Source organism: Fodinicola feengrottensis (assembly GCF_010993775.1).
GTDB classification, from domain to species: domain Bacteria; phylum Actinomycetota; class Actinomycetes; order Mycobacteriales; family HKI-0501; genus Fodinicola; species Fodinicola feengrottensis.
The window spans coordinates 1-24269 of sequence record NZ_WOTO01000016.1 but is presented as its reverse complement, the minus strand read 5'-3'; the positions used below and the strand labels follow the sequence as shown (position 1 = coordinate 24269).

Annotated in this window: 28 protein-coding genes and 3 pseudogenes; 21 read left to right on the top strand and 10 right to left on the bottom strand. The window is 62.9% G+C overall.

From position 1 onward, the window contains the following. Positions 1-292: 292 nt before the first annotated feature. The 5 genes and pseudogenes from GNX96_RS63745 (at position 293) to dgoD (ending at position 3593) form a co-directional block, all read left to right on the top strand. Positions 293-676 carry a carbohydrate ABC transporter permease gene (locus GNX96_RS63745; RefSeq protein WP_390624036.1) on the top strand — a complete coding sequence of 128 codons (384 nt, stop codon included), beginning with the start codon at positions 293-295 and terminating at the stop codon, positions 674-676. Positions 677-993: 317 nt separating this feature from the next. After that, positions 994-1296: an ABC transporter permease subunit gene (locus GNX96_RS63740; protein ID WP_390624035.1), complete on the top strand. Its 303-nt coding sequence runs from the start codon at positions 994-996 to the stop codon at positions 1294-1296. Continuing rightward, positions 1254-1553, top strand: a complete 300-nt coding sequence (locus GNX96_RS52375; RefSeq protein WP_279580562.1) for an ABC transporter permease family protein — start codon at positions 1254-1256, stop codon at positions 1551-1553. Before GNX96_RS63740 ends, GNX96_RS52375 begins: the two co-directional genes overlap by 43 nt. Then, positions 1550-2134, top strand: a pseudogene (locus tag GNX96_RS63735) (NAD-dependent epimerase/dehydratase family protein); the annotation flags it as partial. The gene GNX96_RS52375 and the pseudogene GNX96_RS63735, both read left to right, overlap by 4 nt. A 238-nt stretch (positions 2135-2372) precedes the next feature. Further along, positions 2373-3593: a galactonate dehydratase gene (gene dgoD / locus GNX96_RS16555; protein WP_279580559.1), complete on the top strand. Its 1221-nt coding sequence runs from the start codon at positions 2373-2375 to the stop codon at positions 3591-3593. A gap of 398 nt (positions 3594-3991) precedes the next feature. On the opposite strand, the pseudogene GNX96_RS63730 reads toward dgoD, so the two are convergent. Continuing rightward, a pseudogene (locus GNX96_RS63730) lies at positions 3992-4243 on the bottom strand (IS66 family transposase); the annotation flags it as partial. 74 nt (positions 4244-4317) lie between these two features. Between GNX96_RS63730 and GNX96_RS16545 the strand changes: the two are divergent. Then, positions 4318-5043, top strand: coding sequence for a hypothetical protein (locus GNX96_RS16545; RefSeq protein ID WP_279580558.1), 726 nt, complete (start codon positions 4318-4320; stop codon positions 5041-5043). Positions 5044-5053: 10 nt separating this feature from the next. Here GNX96_RS16545 and GNX96_RS16540 read toward each other — a convergent pair whose 3' ends face one another. After that, entirely contained in the window at positions 5054-6256 is a 1203-nt protein-coding gene (locus GNX96_RS16540) for an Nramp family divalent metal transporter (protein WP_163568777.1), read from the bottom strand. 599 nt (positions 6257-6855) lie between these two features. On the opposite strand from GNX96_RS16540, the gene GNX96_RS16535 reads away from it, so the two are divergent. From GNX96_RS16535 to GNX96_RS63725, 3 genes are all read left to right on the top strand, one after another. Next, entirely contained in the window at positions 6856-7398 is a 543-nt protein-coding gene (locus GNX96_RS16535) for an RNA polymerase sigma factor (RefSeq protein ID WP_163568776.1), read from the top strand. 28 nt (positions 7399-7426) lie between these two features. Then, complete coding sequence (locus GNX96_RS16530; RefSeq protein WP_163568775.1) at positions 7427-7849, top strand: STAS domain-containing protein; 423 nt, start codon at positions 7427-7429, stop codon at positions 7847-7849. A 64-nt stretch (positions 7850-7913) separates the two neighbouring features. Next, on the top strand, positions 7914-8525 hold the full coding sequence (locus GNX96_RS63725; protein ID WP_390624031.1) for an ATP-binding protein: 612 nt from the start codon (positions 7914-7916) through the stop codon (positions 8523-8525). Positions 8526-8532: 7 nt separating this feature from the next. Here GNX96_RS63725 and GNX96_RS63720 read toward each other — a convergent pair whose 3' ends face one another. Beyond that, a complete protein-coding gene (locus GNX96_RS63720; protein ID WP_390624034.1) occupies positions 8533-8742 on the bottom strand; it encodes a helix-turn-helix domain-containing protein in 210 nt (69 codons plus the stop codon). Between the two features lie 439 nt (positions 8743-9181). Here GNX96_RS63720 and GNX96_RS16515 point away from each other — a divergent pair, with 439 nt between their 5' ends. Further along, complete coding sequence (locus GNX96_RS16515; protein WP_279580557.1) at positions 9182-9655, top strand: ferritin-like domain-containing protein; 474 nt, start codon at positions 9182-9184, stop codon at positions 9653-9655. 72 nt (positions 9656-9727) lie between these two features. Here GNX96_RS16515 and GNX96_RS16510 read toward each other — a convergent pair whose 3' ends face one another. The 3 genes from GNX96_RS16510 to GNX96_RS52355 form a co-directional block, all read right to left on the bottom strand. Continuing rightward, on the bottom strand, positions 9728-10417 hold the full coding sequence (locus tag GNX96_RS16510; RefSeq protein WP_279580556.1) for a GAF and ANTAR domain-containing protein: 690 nt from the start codon (positions 10415-10417) through the stop codon (positions 9728-9730). Positions 10418-10609: 192 nt separating this feature from the next. After that, complete coding sequence (locus tag GNX96_RS52360) at positions 10610-11143, bottom strand: GAF and ANTAR domain-containing protein (RefSeq protein WP_279580555.1); 534 nt, start codon at positions 11141-11143, stop codon at positions 10610-10612. A gap of 303 nt (positions 11144-11446) precedes the next feature. After that, positions 11447-11785 carry an ANTAR domain-containing protein gene (locus GNX96_RS52355; protein ID WP_279580554.1) on the bottom strand — a complete coding sequence of 113 codons (339 nt, stop codon included), beginning with the start codon at positions 11783-11785 and terminating at the stop codon, positions 11447-11449. A gap of 820 nt (positions 11786-12605) precedes the next feature. On the opposite strand from GNX96_RS52355, the gene GNX96_RS16495 reads away from it, so the two are divergent. Further along, positions 12606-13208 carry an RNA polymerase sigma factor gene (locus tag GNX96_RS16495; RefSeq protein ID WP_163568772.1) on the top strand — a complete coding sequence of 201 codons (603 nt, stop codon included), beginning with the start codon at positions 12606-12608 and terminating at the stop codon, positions 13206-13208. Positions 13209-14905: 1697 nt separating this feature from the next. Here GNX96_RS16495 and GNX96_RS16490 read toward each other — a convergent pair. The 3 genes from GNX96_RS16490 to GNX96_RS16480 form a co-directional block, all read right to left on the bottom strand. Further along, the gene (locus tag GNX96_RS16490; protein ID WP_163568771.1) at positions 14906-15385 is read right to left on the bottom strand and encodes a hemerythrin domain-containing protein; all 480 of its coding nucleotides are present in this window, start codon (positions 15383-15385) and stop codon (positions 14906-14908) included. 270 nt (positions 15386-15655) lie between these two features. Continuing rightward, positions 15656-16246, bottom strand: coding sequence for a flavodoxin family protein (locus tag GNX96_RS16485; RefSeq protein WP_313885686.1), 591 nt, complete (start codon positions 16244-16246; stop codon positions 15656-15658). Between the two features lie 54 nt (positions 16247-16300). After that, positions 16301-16777 carry a hypothetical protein gene (locus GNX96_RS16480; protein WP_163568770.1) on the bottom strand — a complete coding sequence of 159 codons (477 nt, stop codon included), beginning with the start codon at positions 16775-16777 and terminating at the stop codon, positions 16301-16303. Positions 16778-17114: 337 nt separating this feature from the next. Here GNX96_RS16480 and GNX96_RS16475 point away from each other — a divergent pair, with 337 nt between their 5' ends. The 5 genes from GNX96_RS16475 to GNX96_RS52345 all read left to right on the top strand — a co-directional run bounded on the left by GNX96_RS16475 (position 17115) and on the right by GNX96_RS52345 (position 20603). Continuing rightward, on the top strand, positions 17115-18152 hold the full coding sequence (locus GNX96_RS16475; protein ID WP_163568769.1) for a zinc-binding dehydrogenase: 1038 nt from the start codon (positions 17115-17117) through the stop codon (positions 18150-18152). A gap of 100 nt (positions 18153-18252) precedes the next feature. Continuing rightward, positions 18253-19140: an NAD(P)H-binding protein gene (locus GNX96_RS16470; protein WP_279580553.1), complete on the top strand. Its 888-nt coding sequence runs from the start codon at positions 18253-18255 to the stop codon at positions 19138-19140. Positions 19141-19282: 142 nt separating this feature from the next. After that, a complete protein-coding gene (locus tag GNX96_RS16465) occupies positions 19283-19867 on the top strand; it encodes a CPBP family intramembrane metalloprotease (protein WP_279580552.1) in 585 nt (194 codons plus the stop codon). Between the two features lie 284 nt (positions 19868-20151). Further along, on the top strand, positions 20152-20292 hold the full coding sequence (locus GNX96_RS52350; protein ID WP_279580551.1) for a hypothetical protein: 141 nt from the start codon (positions 20152-20154) through the stop codon (positions 20290-20292). Between the two features lie 8 nt (positions 20293-20300). After that, positions 20301-20603, top strand: a complete 303-nt coding sequence (locus tag GNX96_RS52345; protein WP_279580550.1) for a hypothetical protein — start codon at positions 20301-20303, stop codon at positions 20601-20603. A gap of 208 nt (positions 20604-20811) precedes the next feature. Here GNX96_RS52345 and GNX96_RS16455 read toward each other — a convergent pair whose 3' ends face one another. Beyond that, positions 20812-21267: a MarR family winged helix-turn-helix transcriptional regulator gene (locus tag GNX96_RS16455; protein WP_279580549.1), complete on the bottom strand. Its 456-nt coding sequence runs from the start codon at positions 21265-21267 to the stop codon at positions 20812-20814. A gap of 47 nt (positions 21268-21314) precedes the next feature. Between GNX96_RS16455 and GNX96_RS16450 the strand changes: the two genes are divergently transcribed. The 5 genes and pseudogenes from GNX96_RS16450 to GNX96_RS16440 form a co-directional block, all read left to right on the top strand. Next, the gene (locus GNX96_RS16450; protein WP_163568767.1) at positions 21315-21767 is read left to right on the top strand and encodes a nitroreductase/quinone reductase family protein; all 453 of its coding nucleotides are present in this window, start codon (positions 21315-21317) and stop codon (positions 21765-21767) included. Next, a pseudogene (locus tag GNX96_RS63715) lies at positions 21764-21997 on the top strand (FAD-dependent monooxygenase); the annotation flags it as partial. The gene GNX96_RS16450 and the pseudogene GNX96_RS63715, both read left to right, overlap by 4 nt. 37 nt (positions 21998-22034) lie before the next feature. After that, entirely contained in the window at positions 22035-22394 is a 360-nt protein-coding gene (locus tag GNX96_RS52340) for an FAD-dependent monooxygenase (protein WP_279580548.1), read from the top strand. Continuing rightward, positions 22306-22974 (top strand): FAD-dependent monooxygenase, encoded by a 669-nt coding sequence (locus GNX96_RS52335; RefSeq protein ID WP_279580547.1) that lies wholly within the window; start codon positions 22306-22308, stop codon positions 22972-22974. The genes GNX96_RS52340 and GNX96_RS52335 overlap by 89 nt, the downstream gene beginning before the upstream one ends. A gap of 1092 nt (positions 22975-24066) precedes the next feature. Beyond that, positions 24067-24269: DUF427 domain-containing protein (locus tag GNX96_RS16440; protein ID WP_163568766.1), on the top strand; the 203-nt coding region annotated here is incomplete at its 3' end.

The window sequence follows — 24269 nt, the reverse complement described above, 5'->3', positions numbered from 1 at the left end:
CACACCGTCATTTATGCGGCGGTGGTCCTTGTCGTTCAACTGACCCTCGGCCTGCTCGCCGCGTCGGCGCTCGCCTATCGGGTCCGCATCCGACGTACGGTCAGCAGCCTGCTGTTGCTGCCCGCGCTGATCTCGCCGGTGATGGCGTCGTTCATCTGGTCGTACCTCTACCGGCCGGACGGCGGCATCAACACCGCACTCGGTGAGCTCGGGCTGCAGGCGCTCCAGAAGATCTGGCTCGGTGACCCGTCAATCGCGCTCTACGCGGTCGCCCGCCGCGGTCAACATCTGGATGTTCGTCGGCTACTCGTGCGTGATCTTCCTGGCCGGCTATGCAGGCATTCCCAGCGAACTACTGGACGCGGCCGTCATCGACGGCGCGAACCGGTGGCAGCGTTTTCGCCGGGTGGAATGGCCGATGCTCGCACCGGCGCTGACCGTGAACGTCACCCTCAGCCTGATCGGCTCGCTCGGCGTCTTCGACTTCCCGCTCGTGCTCACTGGCGGCGGACCCGTGGACTCGACCAACACCCTTGCTCTGGTGATCTACCGGGACATCTTCAACAACAGCGACTTCGCGATGGGTGCTGCGACAGCGATGCTGCTGCTGGTGCTCGTGATGGTCGTGTCGACGGCCGCAAGTGTACTGCTGCGGCGACGGGAGCGTGCGCTGTGACCGAGATATCCGTCCGTGCAGCGGAGAAAGTCGACTCGGTCCGCAATGGACGCAAGCGCCGCGGCAGGCCGCGTGGCGTGGTGTTCGATGTGGTGGTCGTGCTCGCCGCGGTCGCGTTCACCTCGCCTTTCCTGTTCACGCTGCTCGCGTCTTTCCGTACGGCCGCTGACCTTGCCCGCGCGCCGCTGGGGTGGCCAAGGGCGTTCACGATCGAGAACTACGTGATCTCGATCAACCAGATCCACTACGTCAGCAGCGTGCTGAACACCGTCGTGCTCACCGCCGGGTCGTGCGCCGTGGTGTCGATTATCGGGGCGATGGCGAGCTATCCACTTGGCCGGCTGACCTCGCATCTCAGCTCGCTGGTCTACCGGCTTTTTGCGGTCGGCCTGACAATTCCGCTGTTCGTCCTCATCTCGCCACTGTATTTGCTGATGCGCGACCTCGGCCTGCTGAACACCCACCTCGGGCTGATTTTCATCTACACCGCGCTCAACCTGCCGGTGTCGGTGTTCTTCTACACCAGCTTCGTCCGGCAGATCCCGCTCGACCTGGAGGAGGCCGCGGCGCTCGACGGATGCGGCCCGTTCCGTACGTTTTCGTCATCGTGTTCCCGCTGATGCGGCCGATCACCGGCACACTTCTAACCTTCGTGTCACTACAGGTGTGGAACAACCTGGTGGTGCCACTGGTGTTCCTGCAGGACCCGGGCAAAAGCACGGTCATGGCCAACGCGTACTCGTTCGCCGACCCGCACACCCTGCAGCCGACCCAGCTGTTCCCGGCGGCGCTGCTGGGCGCCCTGCCGCTTTTCCTGCTGTTCCTGATCTTCCAACGCCAGGTGGTACAGGGAATGACGCAGGGAGCGGTGAAATGAGAGTGCTGGTCACCGGCGCGAGCGGCGGCATCGGTCAAGCCGCCGTACGCCACCTGGTCGGCCAAGGCGACACGGTGCGGACGCTGGACCGTGCCGGGTCCGTGGCGGTGGACGCGACGGACGAAGCCGCGGTCGGCGCGGCGGTCCAAGACTGCGACGCCGTGGTGCACCTGGCCGCACTGCCCCATCCCACGCTGGGCACACCCCGCCGGGTGTTCAGCAACAACGTCGTGTCCACGTTCACCGTGCTCGCGCAGGCTGCCGAACACGGCGTGTCTCGCGTGGTGCTGGCATCGAGCATCAACGCGCCCGGCATCGCCCTGAACCCGCACGGCCCGCTCCCAGCGTACTTCCCGCTGGACGAGGACCTGCCGACCTACATCGGCGACGCGTACTCACTGTCCAAACAGGTCGACGAGCTGTCCGCCGAGATGGCCGCGCGCACCTGGGGCCTGGACGTGGTTGCACTGCGGTTCCCGCTGGTCAAACCGCGTACCGAGCTGATCAACATCGCCAAGTCTGTCGCACGGCACCCGGCTCAGATGATGCGCACGGGCTGGGCGTACCTGACGGCCGACGACGCCGCGCGGGCAATCGCCGCCGCGCTGGTCGCCCAGATCAAAGGCGCATACGTCATCGGACTCAGCGCCCAGGACACCCTCCTCGACATGCCGACCCAGCAACTCGTGGACACGTACGCTCCCAGAGTCCCGTGTCGCGGGCATTCACCGGCACGGAGCCGTTGGTTTACACCTTGCGGGCCCGAGAGCTGCTGGGCTTCCAGCCGCGAGAGTCGATCCACACCGGGAGGCGGGACTGATGCGGATCACCGCCGTCGAGACGTTCGTGCTCACCAACCGGCACGCACTGGTGAAGGTCTCCACGGACGAGGGGGTGGCGGGCTGGGGCGAGTGCACACTCGAGAACTGGGTCCGGACCGTCGCCGCCGCCGTAGAACGCATGACCGACCATCTCCTCGGCGCGAACCCACTCCGGATCACCGCCCTGTGGCAGACCCTCGCCCGCGGCGGCTTCTACCGCGGCGGACCAGTGCTCTCATCCGCGGTCGCCGGCCTCGACCAAGCACTATGGGACATCAAGGGCCGCTGGCACGGTGTCCCGGTCCACGAACTGCTCGGCGGCCCGACCCGCGACAGCGCCCGAATCTACGCCCATGCGAACGCGTCCGACCGGACCGGCGACCCGCGACGGGCACGCGAACACGCCGCCGCCGGCATCACCCTGATCAAGGTCGCGCCCCAGCACCAGATCGGTTTCCTGGAGTCGCCAGACCCGATGCTGGCGGACCTGGCCGCCGTACGCGAGGCCGTGGGCGGCAGCGTCGACATTGGCCTGGACCTGCACGGACGCAGCTCGGTCCCGCAGTCTCGGCGGCTGCTCCCGCTGCTGGCGCCGCTGGGCATCGCCTTTGTGGAGGAACCGCTGCGCCCCGAGCACAGCGACCAGCTCGGCTCACTGGTCAACTGCTCGCCGGTCCCACTCGCCGTCGGCGAACGGCTCTACTCCAGAACGGACTTCCGCCGCGTACTGGAAGCAGGCGTGGCCATCGTCCAACCGGACCTCAGCCACGCCGGCGGCATCACCGAATGCTTCCGCATCGCCACCCAGGCCGAGACGTACGACGCCCAGATCGCCCCGCATTCACCAATCGGCCCGGTGGCGCTGGCCGCGTGCCTGCAACTCGCCTTCGCCCGTACCGAACTTCTACGCCCAGGAACAGTCCCTGAACCTGCACCTCGGCCCGAACGCCACCACCTCGATCCTCACCGACTCCGGCCCGCTCACACCAGTCGACGGCCACCTACCCCGACTGACCGGCCCAGGCCTCGGCATCGAGGTGAACGAGGACGCCGTACGCTCCGCCGTCAACCACGGCCCACTCGAACCAGGGTCACCGACCTGGAACTACCCAGACGGCAGTTTCGCAGAATGGTAAGAAAACACCGCGTCTCCGTGTCGGATTTCCATCTACAGCCACAACACCGCCGCCAAAGTACGGATCCGTCACGGGACGAGTAACGCCTCTGGCAAACGCGGCGCGACCACTGCTCGATGTACGCGATAGTCCACACCTCCCACGCCGCAGGCCCAGTGCTGTGGGAGATGGCCAACGGAAACAACTGGTCGAGCAGGGCGGGCACCTCGTCCGGAAAGGTGGTGAGAAACTCCAACCCGACGCTGCACTGCAAGCCATCGGAAGAGGTCAAAGCCTGCTTCAGCCACTCAGCGCGCCCTGGCGCGTGTAACACCTCGGCACGGGCCAGCGCGGGGGCTTTGGCCATTGGTGCCTTTGACCGCTCCCAGGTCTGGTTCGCGCCGATAGCGGCTGCGGACTGGAGCCGGTGCACCAGTTCGGTCAGCGTGTGGCCGTCCATGCCGGTCAGCGACACGGGCGTGGCGGCCAGTTGTGTGTCTACGAGCTTTTTGATCTCCCGTAGCGCATGCACGGCTTGCCTGGCCCAACACCACGCGGCCTGGTCGGTCTGTTCAGTGATGGCCTGCCATTCTCGCAAGACGTGGGCGCCACACAGTGCGTGCACCGCGCTGGTGTGGGTGTCATACGGCGCCCACGCGTCGTGCACGGCGACTCCGGTGAACGTGGGTAGCACGCCAGCGGCGTCCATCGCTTGGACTCCGCGCCGGTCGTGCGCGGTAATCAGTGAGTACATACCGGTGGACGCCGAATGTGGAAGCCGGGCGCCATCGCCGTTACACAACACGAGACCTGCAGGCGCTGCAACACATGCAAAGCCTGGTCGCCGCTGGTACGCCACCGGCGATGGCAGCGGCCACCGTACGCGCCGCCCAACAGTCAGCACCCCAGACCTCTGACAGCGCCGATCAACTCATGGTTCCCTATGACTGGCGGGCCTTGGTCACCGTCGTCTCGACTGCCCCACGACGGGTGGACACGGCCACTGCCGTCGACCTTCTGCAGGATGCTTTCGAGCAGCACGGGGTGGTACGTACCTGGCAACAACTGTGCCTTCCGGCGATGGCCGCCATCAGCGAGCCATCGGCTGACGACGCGGAGTGCATCGAGGCTGAACATCTGCTGTCGTGGGCGATTCAGGCAAGCCTGCACCAGGCGGTGCCGGTCGCACCGCCCCGCGAAAACCAGGCGGCAGCGGTCCTACTTGCCTGCCCGGCCGGCGAGCAACACACCCTGGCCATGGAAGCGGTCCGCGCGCCCTTGACGGAGATCGGGACAGCCAGCCGCGTGTTGGGGGCCAATGTGCCCACCGACGCCCTCGTCTCGGCGGCCGCCCGCGTGGAGATTTCGGCTGCATTGCTCTGGGCACAGACCAGTCGTACGGCACGAGTCGGCGCGTTGCGCGCGCTGCGCGCTCACCTGGACACCCTTGTCGCCGCCGGTCCCGGATGGGACCCCGAGCGACTACCGAACGGCGTCCAACAAGCCACGAACCTGCCCGACGCCATCGACCTGCTCACGCGGGGCCACCAATGAGAAGAACGGCCTAATCGGTAAAAGCGACATATAAAAGGTACGCGTTGAGCGCGATGATCAGGGCCGCGATGACAGCTGCCGCGACGGTGGTGATCCTCCGGTTGACCAGCGCACCCATGATGTCGGCTCTGCGGGTCAATAGCACCATGGGCACCAGCGCGAACGGGATGCCGAAAGACAAGACGACCTGAGACGCCACCAGGCTTCCCGTCGTGGGCAAGCCGACCCCAAGCACTACCAGGGCTGGCAGCATGGTCAGCGCGCGACGCAAGAACAGCGGGATGCGACGACGCACGAATCCCTGCATCACCACCTGGCCGGCATAAGTTCCCACACTTGACGACGACAGCCCGGACGCAAGCAGCGAAACCGAGAACGCCAGCGCGGCGCCGCCGCCGACCAATCGACCAAGCCCGGCGTGGGCCGCCTCAATCGAATCGATATTCGGATGGCCGGAGGCGTGAAAAAGCGAAGCGGCGACCAGCAGCATGCTCAGATTGATCACGCCCGCCGCGCCCAGGCCAATGAATACGTCCAACCGTTGGAAACGCAGGACCTGGCGGCGCTCATTGTCATCGCGCGCCCAGATCCTGTTCTTCGTCAACGCCGAGTGCAGATAGACCACATGCGGCATCACCGTCGCGCCGATAATTCCGCTCGCCAGAAGGACACTGTCTGGCCCTGCTAGCTCCGGGACCAAGCCACGGACTGTCCCGCTCACCGACGCTCCAACATTGAGCAGGTCGTACGCGAACCCCAGAAACACAATCCCCAACAGACCAGCTATCGCCAGCTCAAAACGACGATAGCCCCGCCGCTGCAACGCAAGAATCGCGAACGCAATCACCGCAGTCATCAGCCCGGCGGGGAACAACGGGACACCAAAAAGCAGATTCAGGCCGACCGCCGCACCAACGAACTCGGCCAGGTCGGTTGCCATCGCGATCAGCTCAGCCTGCACCCACAGTCCGACCGAAATCGAACGGCCAAAATGTTCCCGACACAGTTCCGGCAGGTCCCGCCCGGTGGCCACTCCCACTTTCGCCGATAGATACTGCACCAACATCGCCATCGCGTTGGCCACTACGATGACCCACACCAGCGTGTAGCCGTATTTCGTGCCAGCGGCGATATTGGTCGCGAAATTTCCCGGATCGATATATGCGACTGCGGCCACAAAAGCCGGCCCCAACAAAGCCACCGATCCACGCATACGCCCCGCGGGCCCGGACCTCGCGTAAGTCGCTCCCGAAGACAGCCGGCCGGACGTCATGGGCAATGTCCAATGACCGCTCCCTTACAACAGCACGTTGGGCGAGCAAAGCTGTCCGTGCTACCCGACCAAATCAGCCAGACCGTCTTACCCAACAGGTCGGCGCCCGACGTAGCGCCGATGCTGGTCCAAGGAAGCCACACCCGATATTCGCGGCTGCGAACATCACGGTTCAGTCGATCGCCGCTCGGAGCCCAATGACGGCTCATCCGCGGCTCTTGAGCGAACAAGCAGCGGAGTTGCACGCTGTGTCCGGTCCCACCGGGAATGAGAATCGACAGGCCATTCCCTGGCAAAACCCGTTCTCTCCAGCCACAACATCGATCTTCCCCCTTGGGCCTCCCGACATGTTGGGTTGCTCCGTCTTGCGCGTGGTGCTACAACTGCTGGAGAGGCGGTGTGCGCGTATCGTTGCCTTCCACCCCAGAACCCGGTGGTCTCTCACATCTTGGGAAGGCCGGGTGATGGCCAGATCTAGCATCGGCTCACTGGCGGGGAAGCCGACGCACTGGGAGTCACGGGTATTGGGCCGGGCCCAGATGGGCGACCGGGCAGCACAAGGTGAGCTGATCGACCAGTTCTTGCCTATGGTGTACGGACTCGCCCTCACCATCACTGGTGATCGACGCGGGGCCGAATCGGTTGCAACGACAGCCTTCCTGACCGTGACCACACGAACCTCGTATCGGGGCAGGAGTATTCAGCACCCGGGCGACCTACGCGCGCACGTCGCGCTGACGACCCGAAATGCGGCGCTGGCTTGGCGACGCGCACACACTGCCGGGAACGATCGCCACCCCGGCGCAGGTGCGCACCGACGTCACCATCACGGAGTATGTCCCGATCCTATCGAATCAACCCAGGCCGAGCGGGTACGGATTCACCTCACGAATGAGCTCAACCACCTGACCGTTGCCGAGCGCTCACTGATCGAAGAAACATTCCTGAGCACAAGCACCATCCGGCAGATCGCCGCCGAACGCGGCGTGGCGGTCGATGCGGTGGCGGACGAGGTTTCACACGCTGTCCAACACCTCTGGCAGTTGGGTGGCATGCTCCGCGCAGCCGATGTTGACGCCTGACCTACTGTCCGGAAAGCCTTCGTGTTCTATGAAAGAGACCGCCGTGTCACAGTCATCATCGCAGTTCCAGTCTTTCCCGCATGTCTCCTTTGCCGTCCAGCATCTCCGGGGCGATGTGACTGTGTTGTCAGTGAGCGGCGAGCTCGACATGCTCACCGCGCCACGCTTGGGAGAAGCTATCACCCAAGCTCGCGCGGACGGGCCTCACGTTCTGATTACAGATCTGACCGAAGTTGCCTTTCTGGCCTCTCCGGGACTCACCGTCCTGATCGAAGGACATGTCGATACACCTGAGAACAGCCGATTTGGGGTCGTCGCCGTCGGCGCAGCCTTGCGATCCTTGGAAATGACGGGGGTCTGCGAGGTAGTCCCTGTCTTCCGCGACGTTCCATCAGCGATCGAGACGTTAGAACCTCGCAGTAAGCAAAAAGATGCCAGTCCAGCTGCCTAGTGCTCCGTGACAGCCCGAACAGGGTCTGTCGACGACCCAGCGAGCAGAATTGGAGCTGTGAATAATGCCGGTAAATACGGTAGATCAGTCCGCCACACTTCCGGTCGGTGACTTGCTGCACCACGGATCGACTGCGAAAGCGGATCTCACTCGACTGCGCCATAATCTTTCTGACTGGGCCAGCCAAGCAGGAATGACAGAGCGACAGGCCAACGCCGTCGCCCAAGCCAGCTACGAAGCCATGGCGAACGTCAAAGCACACGCTTACGACGGTAAGAGCGGCCTCTTGGACATCCACGCCACGTGTACCCGCGAAGGCAAGGTGACGGTGACCATTGCCGATCAGGGCCGTTGGAGACCGATGACGCGTCAACTCCATCCATCCCGTGAGCACGGCCTGCTCATTATCCAGGGTTTCGCTCCACAGGCGCATATCACGACCACACAGGACGGGACGACCGTACGGCTGAACTGGCAGATTCTTCACCTCGTCCCGACGGACGGGCAGGATTCGCGGACCCAGGATCTAAAAGCGCGTATCCTATTTCGGCAGATCGCCGGGGGATCGACACAGCAGCGACGACCTGGACGGACGTGGACGCCCATCGCGCCGCGTTCAATAGACTGTTGCGCTTCCCAACGAAGAACCCCACCACCATCGACAGGTCGGTCATAAACCGGCGTCATTGGTGTGGGTATCTGTGGCACAGAGCCAGTACGTCCACTTTCAATGCCTCCGACACCGCCTCAACGAAATGTTCCGTCGGTGCTCGTACTCCCTGCTCCACCTTACGAAGAAGCCACACACTCACGTTGGCACGTCGCGCCAACGCCTCCTGGCTCAGTCCACGTTCCCAACGGGCGCGGGCCACACACTTACCAACCGCAGGCATGAATTCGTTCGTCAACGGTGTCCAACTCCCGTCAGGATGGTGCACGACGTCCAGGTACGCGCGCCGCGACATCCACAGGTCGAGGCTGAGCGACGCAGCGGGACAGAGTCATTTAATTCAACATTACATCCCATCCGACCGCTAGTGCCCACCAGCGGAAACATGAATATGACGCATATCTGAAACATCAGAACGTGACCCGTGAATGCAAGGATGGCGAGGCCATACGTCCTGCCATCAGGGCCTGGTCTGCGGCACGCCCGACATGGATGAGGGCCGTTCTGTGTTCGGTAAACCGTTTGTGCGTGACTAAATCAACCGCAGCGCCGAGAACAGTCCGGATCGTCGAAGATTCCTCGCCGCTGCTGGCGCCGCAGGCTTAGGCCTGGTCGGAACCAGCTTGGTCGCGACCGCAGGCGCTCCATTCGCCGCAGCCGCAGTGAAACCGGCGACAGCCACCACAGCGATGTCGGTGGCGATCAGCGACTCGGCTATCCTCAATTTCGCACTCAATCTGGAATACCTCGAGGCCGAGCTTTACTCCTACGCCGTGCACGGGTGCGGCTTGGTTGACAAACTCACCACCGGCACGCAAAGCGGGGTAACCGGTGGCCGAGTGGTCCCGTTCCGGTCCCGGATTGTACGAGCTTTCGCTACCGAGATCGCCGGCGACGAACTCGCACACGTGAAATTCCTGCGCACGGCGCTGGGCGGCGCCGCGGTGGCTCGGCCGGCGATCGACATCAAGACCAGTTTCACCGCAGCCGCCCGCGCCGCAGGTCTGATCGGCGCGCACCAAACATTTGATCCGTACGGAAATGAGAACAATTTCCTGCTCGCGGCGTTCATCTTCGACGACGTCGGCGTCTCCGCATACAAAGGCACCGCCCCAGCCGCGGTGCCTCGTCCGTAATCTGTGGCGGGTCACCGCGTCCGACTCCGGCACGGACGTACGAACAAGACTCAAGGATCGTGGATTTGGATGCTATTCACCTTCGCGTACGGCAGGGCGATCCAGGATGGCGTTGATGTCAGCGCTGCCGTCGGTGACCGCGACGGCGAGCTCGGTGAGTCGTCGGTTGTTGCGCCGGGCGTAGCCTCGTAGCGCGCGGAAGGCTTGTTCCATGTCCAGGTTGCCGCGTTCGGCGAGTATTCCTTTAGCCTGTTCAATACTGATCCTGCTGGTCAGGGCTGCTTGCAACTGCCCTGCTATCAGATCGCCACGGCTGATGGCACGCTCCTGCAGAATCCCGATAGTGGCGACATCCGCGAGTGCTTGCGCGAGGTCCGAGCTGAGTGGATCGACACCGTTGGGTTCGGTTTTAAACATAGCGAGCACGCCGATCACGTCTCGGCGCAGCCGCATGGGAACGGCGTGCGATGCGTGGAACCCCGTGACCAGAGCGGCAGCCGTGAATCTGGGCCACCGATTTTTGTCCGCCTGCAGATCGTGGCTGACCACGGGTTGCCCCGTACGAATGCACTCCACGCACGGCCCCTCATGGGCCTGGACCGCGAACAGCTCCAATAATTGCGCGTTCTCCGACGAAGCAGCGGCCACCTGCAGTTTGCCGTGCCTGTCGGACAAGACCACACCCGCCGCGGAGACGTCCAAGAGTTCGACGCACCGTTCGGTCAGCATCCTCAGGTAGTCCAGCACATCGAAGTCATCCACGAGGGTGTCGGCCAGCGCCCACCAGCACACGCGCCACCCGGTCTGAGCTGATCGAGGTTACGCTGTCGTCGTTAGATGCCGGGTCTGGGACCACCCGGGTCTGGCGGACCATATCGATCACACTCCGGTTGCTGACAACTGTTGTTGCCAGTTCGTTCGTCCGCAACCGGCAAACGGTTGGGTCTGCCACGGTTAGCGGTTTGGCCGTGACGCTGCGCTGAGGGTGAGGCCAACTCTTTCTACGATTTCAGGTCTAGGTGATGTTGGTGGGAGAGCTGAGCAGCTCATGAGGATCGCGGACGCCCTTGGCGACATCCCGGGCAACGTCGGACATCCGCAAACCGCGTGCGCGCGGGCGTAGCCTCGAAGCACCGTGTATGCCTCGTGCATCTGCAGGCCACCGAGTTCAGCAAGGACGCCTTTCGCCTGCTCGATGACCGTGCGGTGATGCAGAGTGACCTGCAGTTGCTCGTAAATGACCGCGTCTCGGTGCGCGGCCCGCTGTTGCAGAATCCCGATGGTCGCAATGTCGGCCAACGCCTGTCCCAACTCGACGCTGGGAGCATCGATCGGGACGGATTGGGTATTGAGCAGCGTCAGCGCGCCGATGACCTCGTCACGCAGCCGCATCGGTACCGAACACACCGCGCGGAACCCCGCGCTGACCGCGGTCTCGACGAACCGCGGCCACCGCGCAGCGTCAGCGACCAAGTTCGTACTGGCCACAGTGACCCCCCTGTACGAACGCAGTCCATCGACGGACCATGCGTGGTCTGGGAGTCGAACACCCCAATCAGCTCGGCGCGCTCAGAAGATCCGGCCGCCGGGCGCCACCCGCCCCTCTGATCCGACAGAATCACTCCTGCCGCCGACACGTCGAGCAACTCCACCGCCCGTTCAGCGAGCAGCGCAAGGAAGTCGAGCACATCGAAGTCGGCGACCAACGTGTCGGCCAAGGACACGAACGTGCTGGCCAGGCGCTGCTCTCGGGTTGTGCTCATCGCGACCACGACCTTTCCTCAACCTGCATCATTCCGCGTCCTTGTCCTCGGTGAATCGAAGTGAACGCGACACGACCTGCCTAGCGACCTCGGCCAGCGGAACGTCGTGAGTAAACGCGTAACCGCGCAGGCGCATCAACGCCACGTCGGTACTCACATCTAACTGTGCCTGCACCATGCCGGCGGCTTGATGCACCTCGACGTGCGGATCAGACAACCAGCTCACGTCCGCGGTGGCGTGCCCGTCGAGATCCTCCACGACGCCCTGCGCGGCCACATCGGTCAGGATCAACGCGTCGGTAAGCTCCGTCCGGGTCAGCGGCCCTGGGGTGTCGCGGTAGAGATCCAGATCCCAGCCGTACGACACCGATATGCAAAGGAAAAGAAAACACCGCCGCCGCACCCAGCGCACGGGCTGCAGGGGTAAACGCCGGCCATCGACCGCCCTCTGCCGCAAGATCGGCGATCAACACCGGACCACCTAATGCGAACGTGTCCAGACACGGCCCCTCCCCCACGGTGAGCTGCAAATCCTCCAGACCCGCACTGATCTCGTTCGTCGCGTACACCAGACCACGGCTCGGATGACGATCGCCGTTTCCCTTGCCCAGATGGGCAAGGACAGTCGCTCCAGCCCCGGCAATCGATAGCTCCAGGACGCAGCGAGCACACGCCAGGCCGACACTCGACGTTGCCCGTGCCGCGCGGTCGGTGGCCAGCAGAGCGAGCATCCGCTGCCGCCGGTTCTCCGCCATCAGTCCTCCGTGACCACTCTTGGTGAATCGGCCAACTCTAGGCCCTCGCAGCGATCGTCACATCCTGCCCGTAAGCGGCAGTTGTCGTCTGTGCCGACGAGCCTGGGATTTTCTGTCCGTATGTTGCCGCCGCCCCTGGCCAGTTGCCGACTCGTAGGCGTAGGCCTAGTGTGGTTGCTGGTTGCCTCCCCAGACTCCCGGCGGCTCGTTTCGTCCCTGGGAGCTGGTGATGAGATCCGGTCATCTGAGTTACCGAATTCTACTGAGCGACCCACACATCAATCCTGTGTGGCTGGCTAGCTCGCGCTGGTCGCAGCCTAGCCGTGAGGACCTGAGATTGTCTCGGCATAGCCGACTGTTCCCGGTGAGGTCCACGTGACTGACGCCAGGTTCAGCCCCGGTACGCGATCGAACGTTGTTTCGCCATGTCCGATGGACGACAAACCGAGGCCAAAACCAGCCGCATCGAGCGCGACACGAGATAGAGAACTGATCGCGTTAATCTCTGCCGGAAACAGTCAGGCATTCGACCAGCTCTACAACGCATATGCTGATGTTGCTTGGCGGTTTGCTTACCAGATCACCGGTATTGCTGAAACAGCCGAGGAAGTGGTGCAGGATGTCCTGCTCGCCGTATGGCGACATCCGGAACGGTTCAACGGCGCCCGTGGCACAGTTCGAGGCTGGATGATGGGCGCGGTGCACCACAAAGCAGTCGACTACGTGCGCCGATCGGCCGCACGCCAACGGCTACACGGCATCCTCGTCGCAGCTCATCCCCATCCTGTCGCGAAAAGTGTGGAGGAACAGGTTTTCTCGCAATTCCGAGAGCAGCAGGTTTGGCAGATCTTGCGGCAGCTTTCCAGTAAGCAACGTGTGGTCTTGATACTCGCCTACTACCGCGGCCATACCCAAGGCGAGATCGCCCTTATACTTGGCATTCCGCTGGGAACAGTAAAGACCCGGACCCATGCGGCCATGCACCGGCTGGCCGACGTACTACGCGAAGCTCAGGTCGATAACCGACTGACCTGACTCTAGTGACTGCGTACCCGTCGCGTCGTCCGGTGTGCCTCAAGTGGCAGATTCGCATTTCGCTGCACAATTTTGGCTCTCGTCTTGGTAGCCGCTCGGCGCTGGACATGGGTTGCATCCAGACATACGCGATCCTGTTCAAGACTAAATCTTATTTGCTGGACCCGCGAATCGACTAGGCATGCCTGCGGCTAATCCCCTGCGAAGGGCCATACGACGCGCAAACCCACGAATACCTTGACAACATCGTGATCTTTGCCTGGCCAGGCTCCACCAACCGCGCCACATCCTGAAACGCCGACCACAGTGCATCGGCGCCTCGAACTACAGCGGCCGCCAGAAACAGATACACACGGGAACCGAGTTAAGAGAATATCGTCAACTGAGCATGGAGCGCGGGCATTAACAATAGCGGCGCGGGACCTGTTCATTCATGATCCCAACAGTCGCGTTCCGAGCGCGACCGCAGGTCATCAGTGTCAGGTCATCAAAATTCTATTTGTCTGAGATGCGAATCTGTCACAACCGCGATTTGCGTCGGAACACCACGTACAGGGTGCCCGCAAAGAGGACGATGAGGACGCTGGATGTGATCCTCGCACCAATCAAGCTTAGGACGCTGCCCGAAATGCACTGCATCCTCCACCGCCAGCTCGTGCAGGCCCCAGTTCGCGGGCGCCAATCTCAAAGGTCCGCATCATCCGGAGCACACACAATCAACCTAGATGAATATGTCCCTCTCACCGACGTGGTCCGAGATTGTCCGCCAGGCGAGAAGTCCTCTTTCTCCAGCCACCCAACCCGATACGTACGGGTCCGTGCGACTTTGTCGGTCGCCGTCTCAGCTTTCATGCCACCTCAATGCCAGGAATAGAGCAATCTTTTTACGGGTCGACTCCAGTTGCGTCGGCCGGGGTTGACGTGCCCGCTGGACGATCAGACTCCCCTGTCTGTGGGAGGTTGGCGCGGCCTCTTTCCTTGCCGTCATGGTCAATCATGTCCTCACCTCGACGATGGGAACTTTCACCCACACCCAACGCCCCCGCACCCGTAGTGTCAGTCGGCGGGACGCCATCCTCCTCCTCCGGGGAAGGTTCACGCCCACGGCCCGGGGCCGGGGGCATTGCTCGCATCGAAAGCTTTGTCACCGCCTTCGCTCGAGCCAGATTGGCCGGTGGGAGCCCAACCAGCCTGATCCGGGTTGTTCCCGTTTTCACTCATGATCTCGCCTTTCTGTATGCCTTGGTTCTGGTGATACTCGGGTGCGCTGGTCGCGGTAACGATGTTCCACTGTTGGCGCCGGAAAAAAATGCCGAAGCTGTCATGAGAAGTGCGGTCCCGCACCAAGACAGGAATCGACCGATCAGGGTCACGACGGCGACTTATTCTCCCAGGTGAACCAGATCGGATATGAGTCATTTTCAGCAGTCAGCCTAAAAAGTGAACGAGAAGCGCCGGATCCGCTCATCAGCTGACCTACTTACCGTCGGTCAAGGCCACCGGGTTCTGGAGTGGGAGGCAACGCCAAAAACACGATGCGCTCATACCCGTTGTAGTAGCACTCGGAGCCAGGTTGGGCAACCGCTGCGGCTGTCGTACTCCTAGAAATGGGCAGGTAAATCCACGGGGCACAACGAAACCTCATCACCGACGACGGTCGCGGCGAGCTGCAGATCTGACAGCCATAACCAGGCAGGTCAGGCGGTCGCGCTCGGCAGCTTGAGCGGATCGTGTGGCGCGTCGGACTTGGCGTCGAGCATTCGCTGACCAATTTCCTGAAGCTCCTTTCGGCCCATCGCCTTGCGGACCTTAGGGAACCATTCCTGCTCTTCTTCCTCGACGTGGTGGCGAACGTTCTCCGTCAGTACAGTCACTTTTGCATCGAATGTCTCATCGGATGGATCGAGTTTCTGGAGTTCGGAAAGCATCCATACCACCATGTGATGTTCCTCCAAACTCTCCAGGACGTGATCCTTAGTCTCCGGCACTGCTTTGCGGGCTTCCGGATAGAAGATTTCCTCCTCGATGTACGCGTGAACCGTCAACTCCTTGATAATTGACTCGACAATGCCACGCTTGGTGACCAGCGCATTGTCGCCGGCCTCTTCGAACTTCTTGAAGAGTTGCTCAACAGTTTTGTGGTCGTCTTTCAACAGTACGATCGCATCAGTGGACATGGTGTCTCCTCATCTCGTCATCAAGTGGTACCCGCTGAATGACCGCGCTAATCGCCGCCAGCTCCACAAGGGATGGCAAATTCGGCTGACCGATCCACCGCAGTTGGTCGCAAGCGGCGCCGGCGGCCCACACAGGGTTGCCTCATGTTGATCGTGGTGCTTAAAAATGAGCCAGCGCAACGCGAGGTGTGTTGGCTGCCCCACCCAGCTCGAGCGCTGGCATGGTGGACCCGCCCTATCGAAGGGGGTAGGGCGGATCCATCCGTCACGTTAACTGGGTGCGGGGTATTGCCTGTCGTTGAGGAGGCGAGCGAGGTGCACGGTATTGGCCGCGAGAACGGCGGTCGCTGCGCCTGTGGTGTCCGTTTTGGGGTCAGTCTTGTTGTAGTCGACCTTTTTCATCGCCTCACCCACCCAGTAAGTAGATGCTGCAGCGGCGATGGTGAAGCCGACGTCATTCAAGGCTTGGAAAACTTCAGCAGTGACGTGGTGCGCGCCGTCCTCGTTGCCAACAACCGCTACCGCGGCCACTTTGCCGTAAACCCGCGGTCGGCCTTGTCCGTCGGTTTCTGCCAGCTCGGCGTCCAGCCTCTCCAGCACCATCTTGCAGACACTGGACGGCTGTCCCATCCAGATCGGAGTCGCAATGACCAGGATCTGAGACTCGAGGATCTTCGCGCGAATCGCCGGCCAACCGTCGTCGTCGCCTTCGTCGATGGACACCCCAAAACTCACGTCGTGGTCGACAATCCGGATGAACTCGCCGTCAACCTCGCGCTCCGCCAAGGCCGCGAGTACCTGCCTACCCAGCAGCTCCGAGCTTGACGACGCCGGTGAACGTTTGAGAGAACAGCCAAGAATGATGGCTCGCAGATTCGTCCGGAAACTCCTCGAAGATCAGTCAGCCCGGGTCTGTCACGCTCGTCGTACGGCAGTCCTATGGCCGCCTGCATCGTGCGCCGACGGCGAATGGCGGGCGGGTGACACTCTGGTGTCACCGCTCGCGGGGAGCTGGATCACCACCACGACATGCCGGTCAGGATCACACAGTTCGATCCGACCGTGTGGAGCTGCAGCCGGATATGTGATCGGCCCCGCTTCGATCCCCAGCTCGTACAACCTGCAGCACACTTCGGCCAGGTCCACGGTTGTCACCTGCAGAGTCTGAGCCACCGATGCCGCGACCGGGCCAGGCGAGTACGCGAGGATAAACCTGGTGTTGTTGTTGTGAAGATATACCCGACCGTCAGCAACCTTACGCACCTCGCAGCCAATCGCTAAGTAGAAATCCAACGCTGTCGTGATTTCCCGCGCCCACACACAGAGTGGCTGACCAAATGTCACCGCACGTAGCGGACTAATCCCCGCGACGGCAGCTCTGGCGTTGCTCACAGCGAACCTCCCAGGGCGATCAACCATGCTGAAAAGCACGGCCGCCGAAGTCTGGAGCCGCAACCTCGTGTAGGTACGGCGCGAAGTCGCCGATGACCGAGTCGCCTATGTATTCGCGGGCGACGTTCTCACGGTTCAGACAGGCGTCACATTCGTAGTTGGGGGTGGTGGGCACCGGGCAGCGCGGGTAAGTGTCAACGACACTTGTGTCTGACTCCAAATGCAGGATTTCGCTGCCTTCGGACGGCTGCGTTGCCGCTATCTCGACTCGGGGCGTTTACCTCTGTTGATCTCGGGTATTCCCAGGTTGACTGATTGCCCAGTGCGAAGGAATTTCATGCGAGCGACTGTCATCTACGGTGCCGGCGACGTGCGGGTTGAGGACGTGGCCGATCCCAAGATCAAGGAGCCGACCGATGCCGTGGTGAGAGTGGTCCGTTCGTGTATCTGCGGCAGCGACCTGTGGCCGTACGCCAGCATGCCGGCCACCGAAAAAGGTAACCGGATCGGACACGAGTTCCTGGGCATCGTTGAGGACACCGGTTCGGAGGTGGTCACGGTCAAGGCCGGCGACCTCGTTGTCGCCCCGTTCGTCATCTCCGACAACACCTGCCAGTTTTGCCGGGAGGGCCTACAAACCTCATGCGAACATGGCGGCGGGTGGGGCACCAACGGCGTCGACGGCGGACAGGGCGAGTTCGTCTGCAGCCCGCTGGCTGACGGCACCCTTGTCAAAGTCCCCGCCACCAGAGACGACGCGTTGCTCGCGTCGCTGCTGACGCTGTCCGACGTCTATTGCACCGGTCACCACGCGGCCACCGCCGCCCGAGTGGATAAGCGCACCACGGTCACCGTGATCGGCGACGGCGCAGTGGGGCTGTGCGCTGTACTGGCGGCGAAACGACTCGGCGCCGAACGGATCATTCTGATGGGCCGTCACACCGACCGCACCGATCTCGGCCTCGAATTCGGCGCCACCGAAGTTGTCGCCGAACGCGGCGACGAGGGTGTCGAAAAGGTCCGCGAACGTACGGCCGGCGCAGGCACCCACATTGTTCTGGAATGCGTCGGGACCGAGCCAGCGCTCGAGATGGCCCTCGGGCTCGTACGGGCCGGCGGTACGGTCAGCCGGGTCGGCGCTCCGCAGTACCAGGCAGCCCCTCTGACGAGGCAGCAGTTCATGCGCAACGTGACTCTCACCGGTGGCGTGGCACCAGCTCGACACTATATTGACCAACTACTTCCCGAGATTCTGGACGGCACACTGCAGCCTGGAAAAGTCTTCGATCGCACCATCGGCATCAACGAAGTGCCGGCAGGGTACCAAGCGATGGCTGACCGAAAAGCACTCAAGGTCGCAATTGCCTTCGGATAAATCGCGGCCGAGGCGGGGCCGTTGTTGCCGGTCCTGAGGGTTGAATGCGCGGCAGCTGGGTATCCCAATCTCGACAGAGGGAGATGACATTCACGTCTTGGTGGCAGGTGCGTCGGGTTTCATCGGTCGACGACTGTGCGCAGCGTTGGCGACGGCTGGGCACGGCGTGTTCGCGATGACCAGAAATCCGCAGAACTACGACGGCGCCGGCTCACCTGTGTACGGAGACGTCAGCGACCAGGATTCGTTGCGTACGGCGATGAAAAACGTGGACGCCACCTATTACCTCGTGCACTCGTTGGACGAGCGCGACTTCGTCGAGCGAGACGCTGAAGCCGCGAAGCGATTCGCCAACGCCGCCAACGAAACGGGCCTGGAACGCATCGTCTACCTCGGCGGGCTGGGTGACGACACTGACAACCTGTCGCCGCACCTGCGCAGTCGGCGGGAGGTGGAGCACCTGCTGGCCTCGACCGACGTACCGGTGACCGCGCTGCGGGCCGGGATCATCGTCGGCCACGGCGGGATTTCCTGGGAGATCACCAGGCAACTGGTCGAGCATCTGCCAGCGATGGTGACCCCGCTGTGGGTCCGTACGCGTACGCAGCCCATTGCCGTCGCGGACGTCGTCCGTTACCTCGTAAGGGTCCTGGAGTCTCCCGAGGCGCGCGGCCGGACTTTCGACATCGGCGGACCCGACGTGATGTCCTATCTGGACATGATGCGCAGAGTCGCGATCATCGAAGGCCGACAGTTTTTGGCCCTGCCGGTCCCGTTACTGTCACCCCAGCTGTCATCGTACTGGCTGGCACTGGTCACCAACGTGGACGTACAGGCCGGCCGGACACTGATCGACTCGATGACCAACGAGGTGCTCGTACGCGACGACAGCATCCGGCAGCTCGTCGACTTCGCGCCGATGGGCTACGACGACGCGGTGCTGGAAGCGCTCAAAGAACGCGCAAAGGACAAGGGAACCGCGTGGTGATGGGCTGGTCGCGAGCCCGGAGCCTGTCCTGGCGACGCCGGGTGGTCGCCGGTACAGCCATCGCCGGCACCACACACTGCTGCTGGGCGTCTCACTGTCCACCAAACCTGGATCGCCGCGGTTCTACGGCCTGACCGGCGCGGTGGCCGCGGTCTGGCTGGCAGGCGGACTGGCGTCCGGCCCGCTGCACCGAGGCCGCACCGTACGCGGCGGCGGGCGGCCAGTCGTTGGACCCGTGTTGCTCGGCGTAGGCGCCTTCGGGGCATTTTATGCAGCCGCCCTGGTGGCAAGGCCCATTCCACCGCTGCGCGATGCAATCGCCGGCATTCTGCAGTACGCGCACGAGGGCACGTCCCCACTGGTGCTGTTCACGACCTTGGCCAATGGCGCGGCCGAGGAGACCTTTTTTCGTGGCGCCGTCTTCGCAGCGGCCGGCGACCGAGCTCCGGTGACCGTGACCACCGCCGTTTACACACTGGCGACCACCGCGACCGGCAACCCCGCCCTCGTCCTCGCCTCAATCCCGATGGGGGCACTGTTCGCGCTCCAACGTCGTGGGACCGGCGGCATCCAAGCGCCACTGATCACACACCTGACCTGGTCCACACTGATGCTCACGTTCCTGCCACCACTGTTCGCCAAGCGGTCGACCTGTTCTTCGCACGAGCCTCGAAGCGGGCAGCCCGGGTGCCTGTCGAAATCTCGAACGCAGCGCCCACTTTCTTGATGCCGCGGTTTCTACCTCTGTGACGGCCGACTCAGCCAACGAAGGAGAAACGACGTGGGAAAGCTCGCGGCGACTGGTTCGACTGGATCGGGAACAAGGACCGCCAGGAGTGGGCGGACGCGTTACTGGCAGAGGCGCTGCAAGCCGAGGCGGTGCTGCTGGGACGGCGCAGCTTCGAGTATTCCGAAGAAAACCTGACGTCCGGCGCGTTGGTATACCGATGATCAATGGTGGCCGCAGCTGCCAGCGCCAGCAGGTCGGACCGGCTCGTCGAAGGAGACGCAGTGCTGGGATTGTTGGGCTTCTACGACGAATTCGACGCCTGTTCCAACCAGCCGAACGGATCGGTAAACGATGCCGTCCGACCTGTCAGCGAGCCGGACGAGGCAGCCCTGGTGGCATACCTCGACGCCGCCATGTCCTGATCGACGTCATGGAAGCTGGACACGACGTCATCACCGGCAGCGCCCACCGGCACTCGCCGGGATGCTCATCACTGATGACTGACGGCACCTGGTTGTGGCGCCAGGATTTCCCGCACTACCTGGAGACACACCATGTCTGGCTGCCCGAGAGGTTCCTCGAACACGTCCGAGGCCTGAACTACCGAATGCCCACCATCACCGTCGCACAGTTCGCTCCGCACTACGACGAGACCATGCCCCTGGTCGGCTGGGCCTCGGCTGTCCCGTGGGATCGGCGGCGATCACGCTCGTGCCCGAAGCGAGAGCCATGATCAGCAAGGCCCAGTTCGACGCGACGATGCTGGACCAAGAGCGAAACCGGCCGCAAGACAGCTGGGGGAAGCCGCGGAAAGCGTAGGCACCAGCAACCCGGGGGCGATCTACTGCTGGAGTACTGGGCCCCAGGTACCCCGTACAGCATCTCCTCAGCTACCGATTGTCGGCGAACCGCAATCGCCCAGGAACAGCTTGTTCTGACCGCTATTCCTTTGCCTCGACGGCGTAGTTTCGCATTGCGGTGATGACGTGGTCGAGGAAGTCGAGCACGGTGTCGGCTTGGTCGTCGTTGAGCTGGCGGGTGTAGCCGGCGATGTCGGTCAGCAGCGGCTCCAGCGCCTGTCTGACCTGCGCACGGGCGTGTTCGGTGACCGCGAGCGACACGCGGCGGCCGTCGGTGGGATGGGGTTCCCGGCGTAGGTGGTCGGTCTCGACCAGTCTGTCGACCAAGGCCGCTGCAGACGCCGAGCGGATGCCCAGGCGGTCCCCCAGTTCTACCGTTCCCATCGGCTCGTCTGCCGAAATGACGTGATCGATCGCCTGGACATCCGTCGTCCGAACGCCCATCCCCGCAGCCACCGCCGCCTGCATCTCCCGACCTGCCTGCAGTACGCGCCGGACGGCGAGATTGACCTCCCTGGACCTGTCGTTGCCCACCACTCCGCAATTGTAGCTAGATAAGCTACCGACCGTGGTAAAGTCCCGACATGACTAGAAGTTCTAGCGAGTTAGCCAACGCTGACCTGAAGGACAAACTGTTGTCCAGTGAGCCGCAGCCACTAGTCGAGGGCGGTTACGCGCTGCGGGTCGTCAGCACCCACGGGCGCCGGACTGGGCGGGTCCGCAGTACACCTCTTGGCGTCCTGCAGGTCGGCGAAAGGTGGTATCTGGTTTCGCCCGACGCTGGCCGAGATTGGGTACGCAACCTGCGGACCGACCCCATCTGCACTCTGACCGCAGGCCGGCGCATCTGGCGCCGGCGCGGTGTCGGGGTCAACGGCGACGAGGCGGTCAGGGTGATCGTTGCTTACCTGGGCGCAGTTACAGCTCCCTGGGCACTTGCTGCCTTCCCTGTCTCCGCTGGCCAGCCACCTGATCAGATACGGCAAAAGCTGCCAGCGATGGCGGTTTTTCGGCTCGATCAGCCCACTGACGTATGACCGAGCGATGCCTGGTGGTCGGCGGTGGTCCTGCCGGCATGATGCTGGGATACCTGCTGGCCTCGGCCGACTGTCCTGTCACGGTCCTGGAGTCACGTCAGGACTTCGACCGCGACTTTCGCGGCGACTCCCTGCACCCGTACACACTCGATCTGCTTGGCCAACTCGGCTTGGCGGACAGGCTGCTAGCTCTACCGCACCACAAGGCGCGGTCGTTTTTTTTTCCTGCAAACCCCGTCCGCGACCATCACCGCGGCCGACTATGGGTTGCTCCCAGAACCGTTCAACTATGTGGCACTGATGCCGCAGGCGCGGTTCCTGACCTTCATGGCCGCCGAGGCTGCGAAACTACCGGCGTTCGAGATCCGGATGGGCGCCAAGGTCACCGACCTGGTGAACACCGGCAACCGGACCACCGGAGTGCGATATCGCGACAGCGACAGGCGTACACATGACCTCGGCGCCGCGATCGTAGTCGCGTGTGACGGCCGGTTCTCCAAGGTCCGGCACCTGGCCGCAATGACGCCGACATCGCTGGGTGCGACCACCGATCTGCTCTGGTTCAAGCTGCCCCGCTACCATTTGGACCCTCCCGACGCGGACGCTGGGGTGTATTTCGGGCGCTGACCGGTACGTAGCGCTTCTCGGTGGCGACCACGACTGGCAGGTCGGATACACCCTGCCCAAAGGCGGGTATCCAGCGGTACGAGAGTCCGGCCTAGAGCCAATCCGCCGGTTCGTCGCCGAGCGGGTGCCATGGCTGTCCGACCGGCTACACCTTCTGGCCGACTTCGCCGACACCACGCTTTTGTCCATCGACATCTCCCGCCTCACACTCTGGCACCAGCCCGGGCTGCTGCTCATCGGCGACGCTGCGCACGTCATCTCCCCAGTAGGAGGCAACGGAATCCTGATGGCGATCCAGGACGCCGTCGCCGCGGCGAACCATCTCGCACCCGCGCTGCGTACCAGCCAGCCGATCAACGACGAGGTACTAGCAGCCATCCAGACCGAGCGGGAGCCGACCATCCGTGCCGTACAGGCCGACCAAGTCCGCATCGAGCAGCAAGCTGCCGCCGCGCGAGAAACCGGCCGCGCGATCAGCCCACCAACTTTTCTCCGGTATCTCAGCAAAATCCCGGCCATCCGCCGCCGCGCCGCCCGCTCCAACGCGTACGGCCCACGGCCACCCCGACTTCAGCTCTAGTGTCGTGCGCCCGAGGCATCGTTCCGCAGACATCCCGGATCTGCGCAACGACACCAGACTGGTCAGTGGCCGCTCAAGTGCCTGGTGACAAGCGCCAACTGAGGGACACGAAAGCCGACGCGATCAAAACACCCATGACGCTACAGTCCGCTGGAAGCAATCAGTATCGATCACAGGCGACGTCGGACTCGACGATATATCTACCCTACCGATGAACTCGCGGAGATCGCGGTGGGCGAGCAGGAACAGAGTAGACCTCCGGAAGTGCCGGAGGCATCTGTGTACGAGGGGCGATCTCGCGCAGTAAGCGGGATGTTCGCAGGGATGTTGGGCTGCACGCCTTTGGCTGACCGGCGCTTCTCGCCCTGGCGCTGGATAACAGAGACGCCGAACTCGCTCGTCTGGCCGAGGGGGTGGAGCGGTGTCGTCCGGCTTTGGATCGTGGACCGGTTGGTCGTTGCCCCTGACATCGCAAACCTGTTTCAAGCACCCAGCCGAGGACCGTCGCGTGACAAAGTTGGCCATTCTGCTGTTGTCCGGCAGCCTGATGGGTCTGACTGCGCGGCGACCAGCTCGACACGCCACTTGACTGTCGGTTCTTTCTATGTACCCGAGGTCGCATTTTTGTTACTACTGCTCACCAACTGGCTCTTTGCGCGGATCGGCGCGACACACGTAGTCGTTCGTATTCTGATCCCGCCGCCAAGCGTGAGTTGTTCAGGAGAAAGATAGCAAACCTGCCTTGAACGCCGGAACATCAACCACGTGTTTCGGTCAGACTCGACCTCATCGCCGCATATCCGGTTTCAGATCCTCGTCTATGCCCGCGCTGAAGGGGACATTTCTGGCGGATGGTGTCCGACGGCTTGTTGCACCTGGGGTCCCGTGCATAGCGGAGCCATCGCCGATTTCGCGTTTTGCTCCCGTGCGGAAAATGGGGCAGCGCGCGAAGACGGCCGAACGGCCTATCTGAACTCGTCAGGAATGCAGACCCTATGATCTCATGATGACGTCGCAGTTTAGCCGTAAGACTATATTAAAGGGTTAACGCTTGTCCGAGCGTTCAATATGTTCACCTTCGAGGGATAACTCATGGCTTCGGAATCTGTTTGGGACTATCCAAGGCCACCGCGCGCCGAGCGGATCCAGCGACGTGCCGTGCTGACCTACGCAGGCGTAATCGTTGCCGACACCGATGATGTGGTCCGTGTGCTGGAGACCTCGCATCCGCCGACGTACTATCTGCCGCGGACGGCGTTTGGCGACCAGATCGTCCGGTCCAACGACAGACTTTC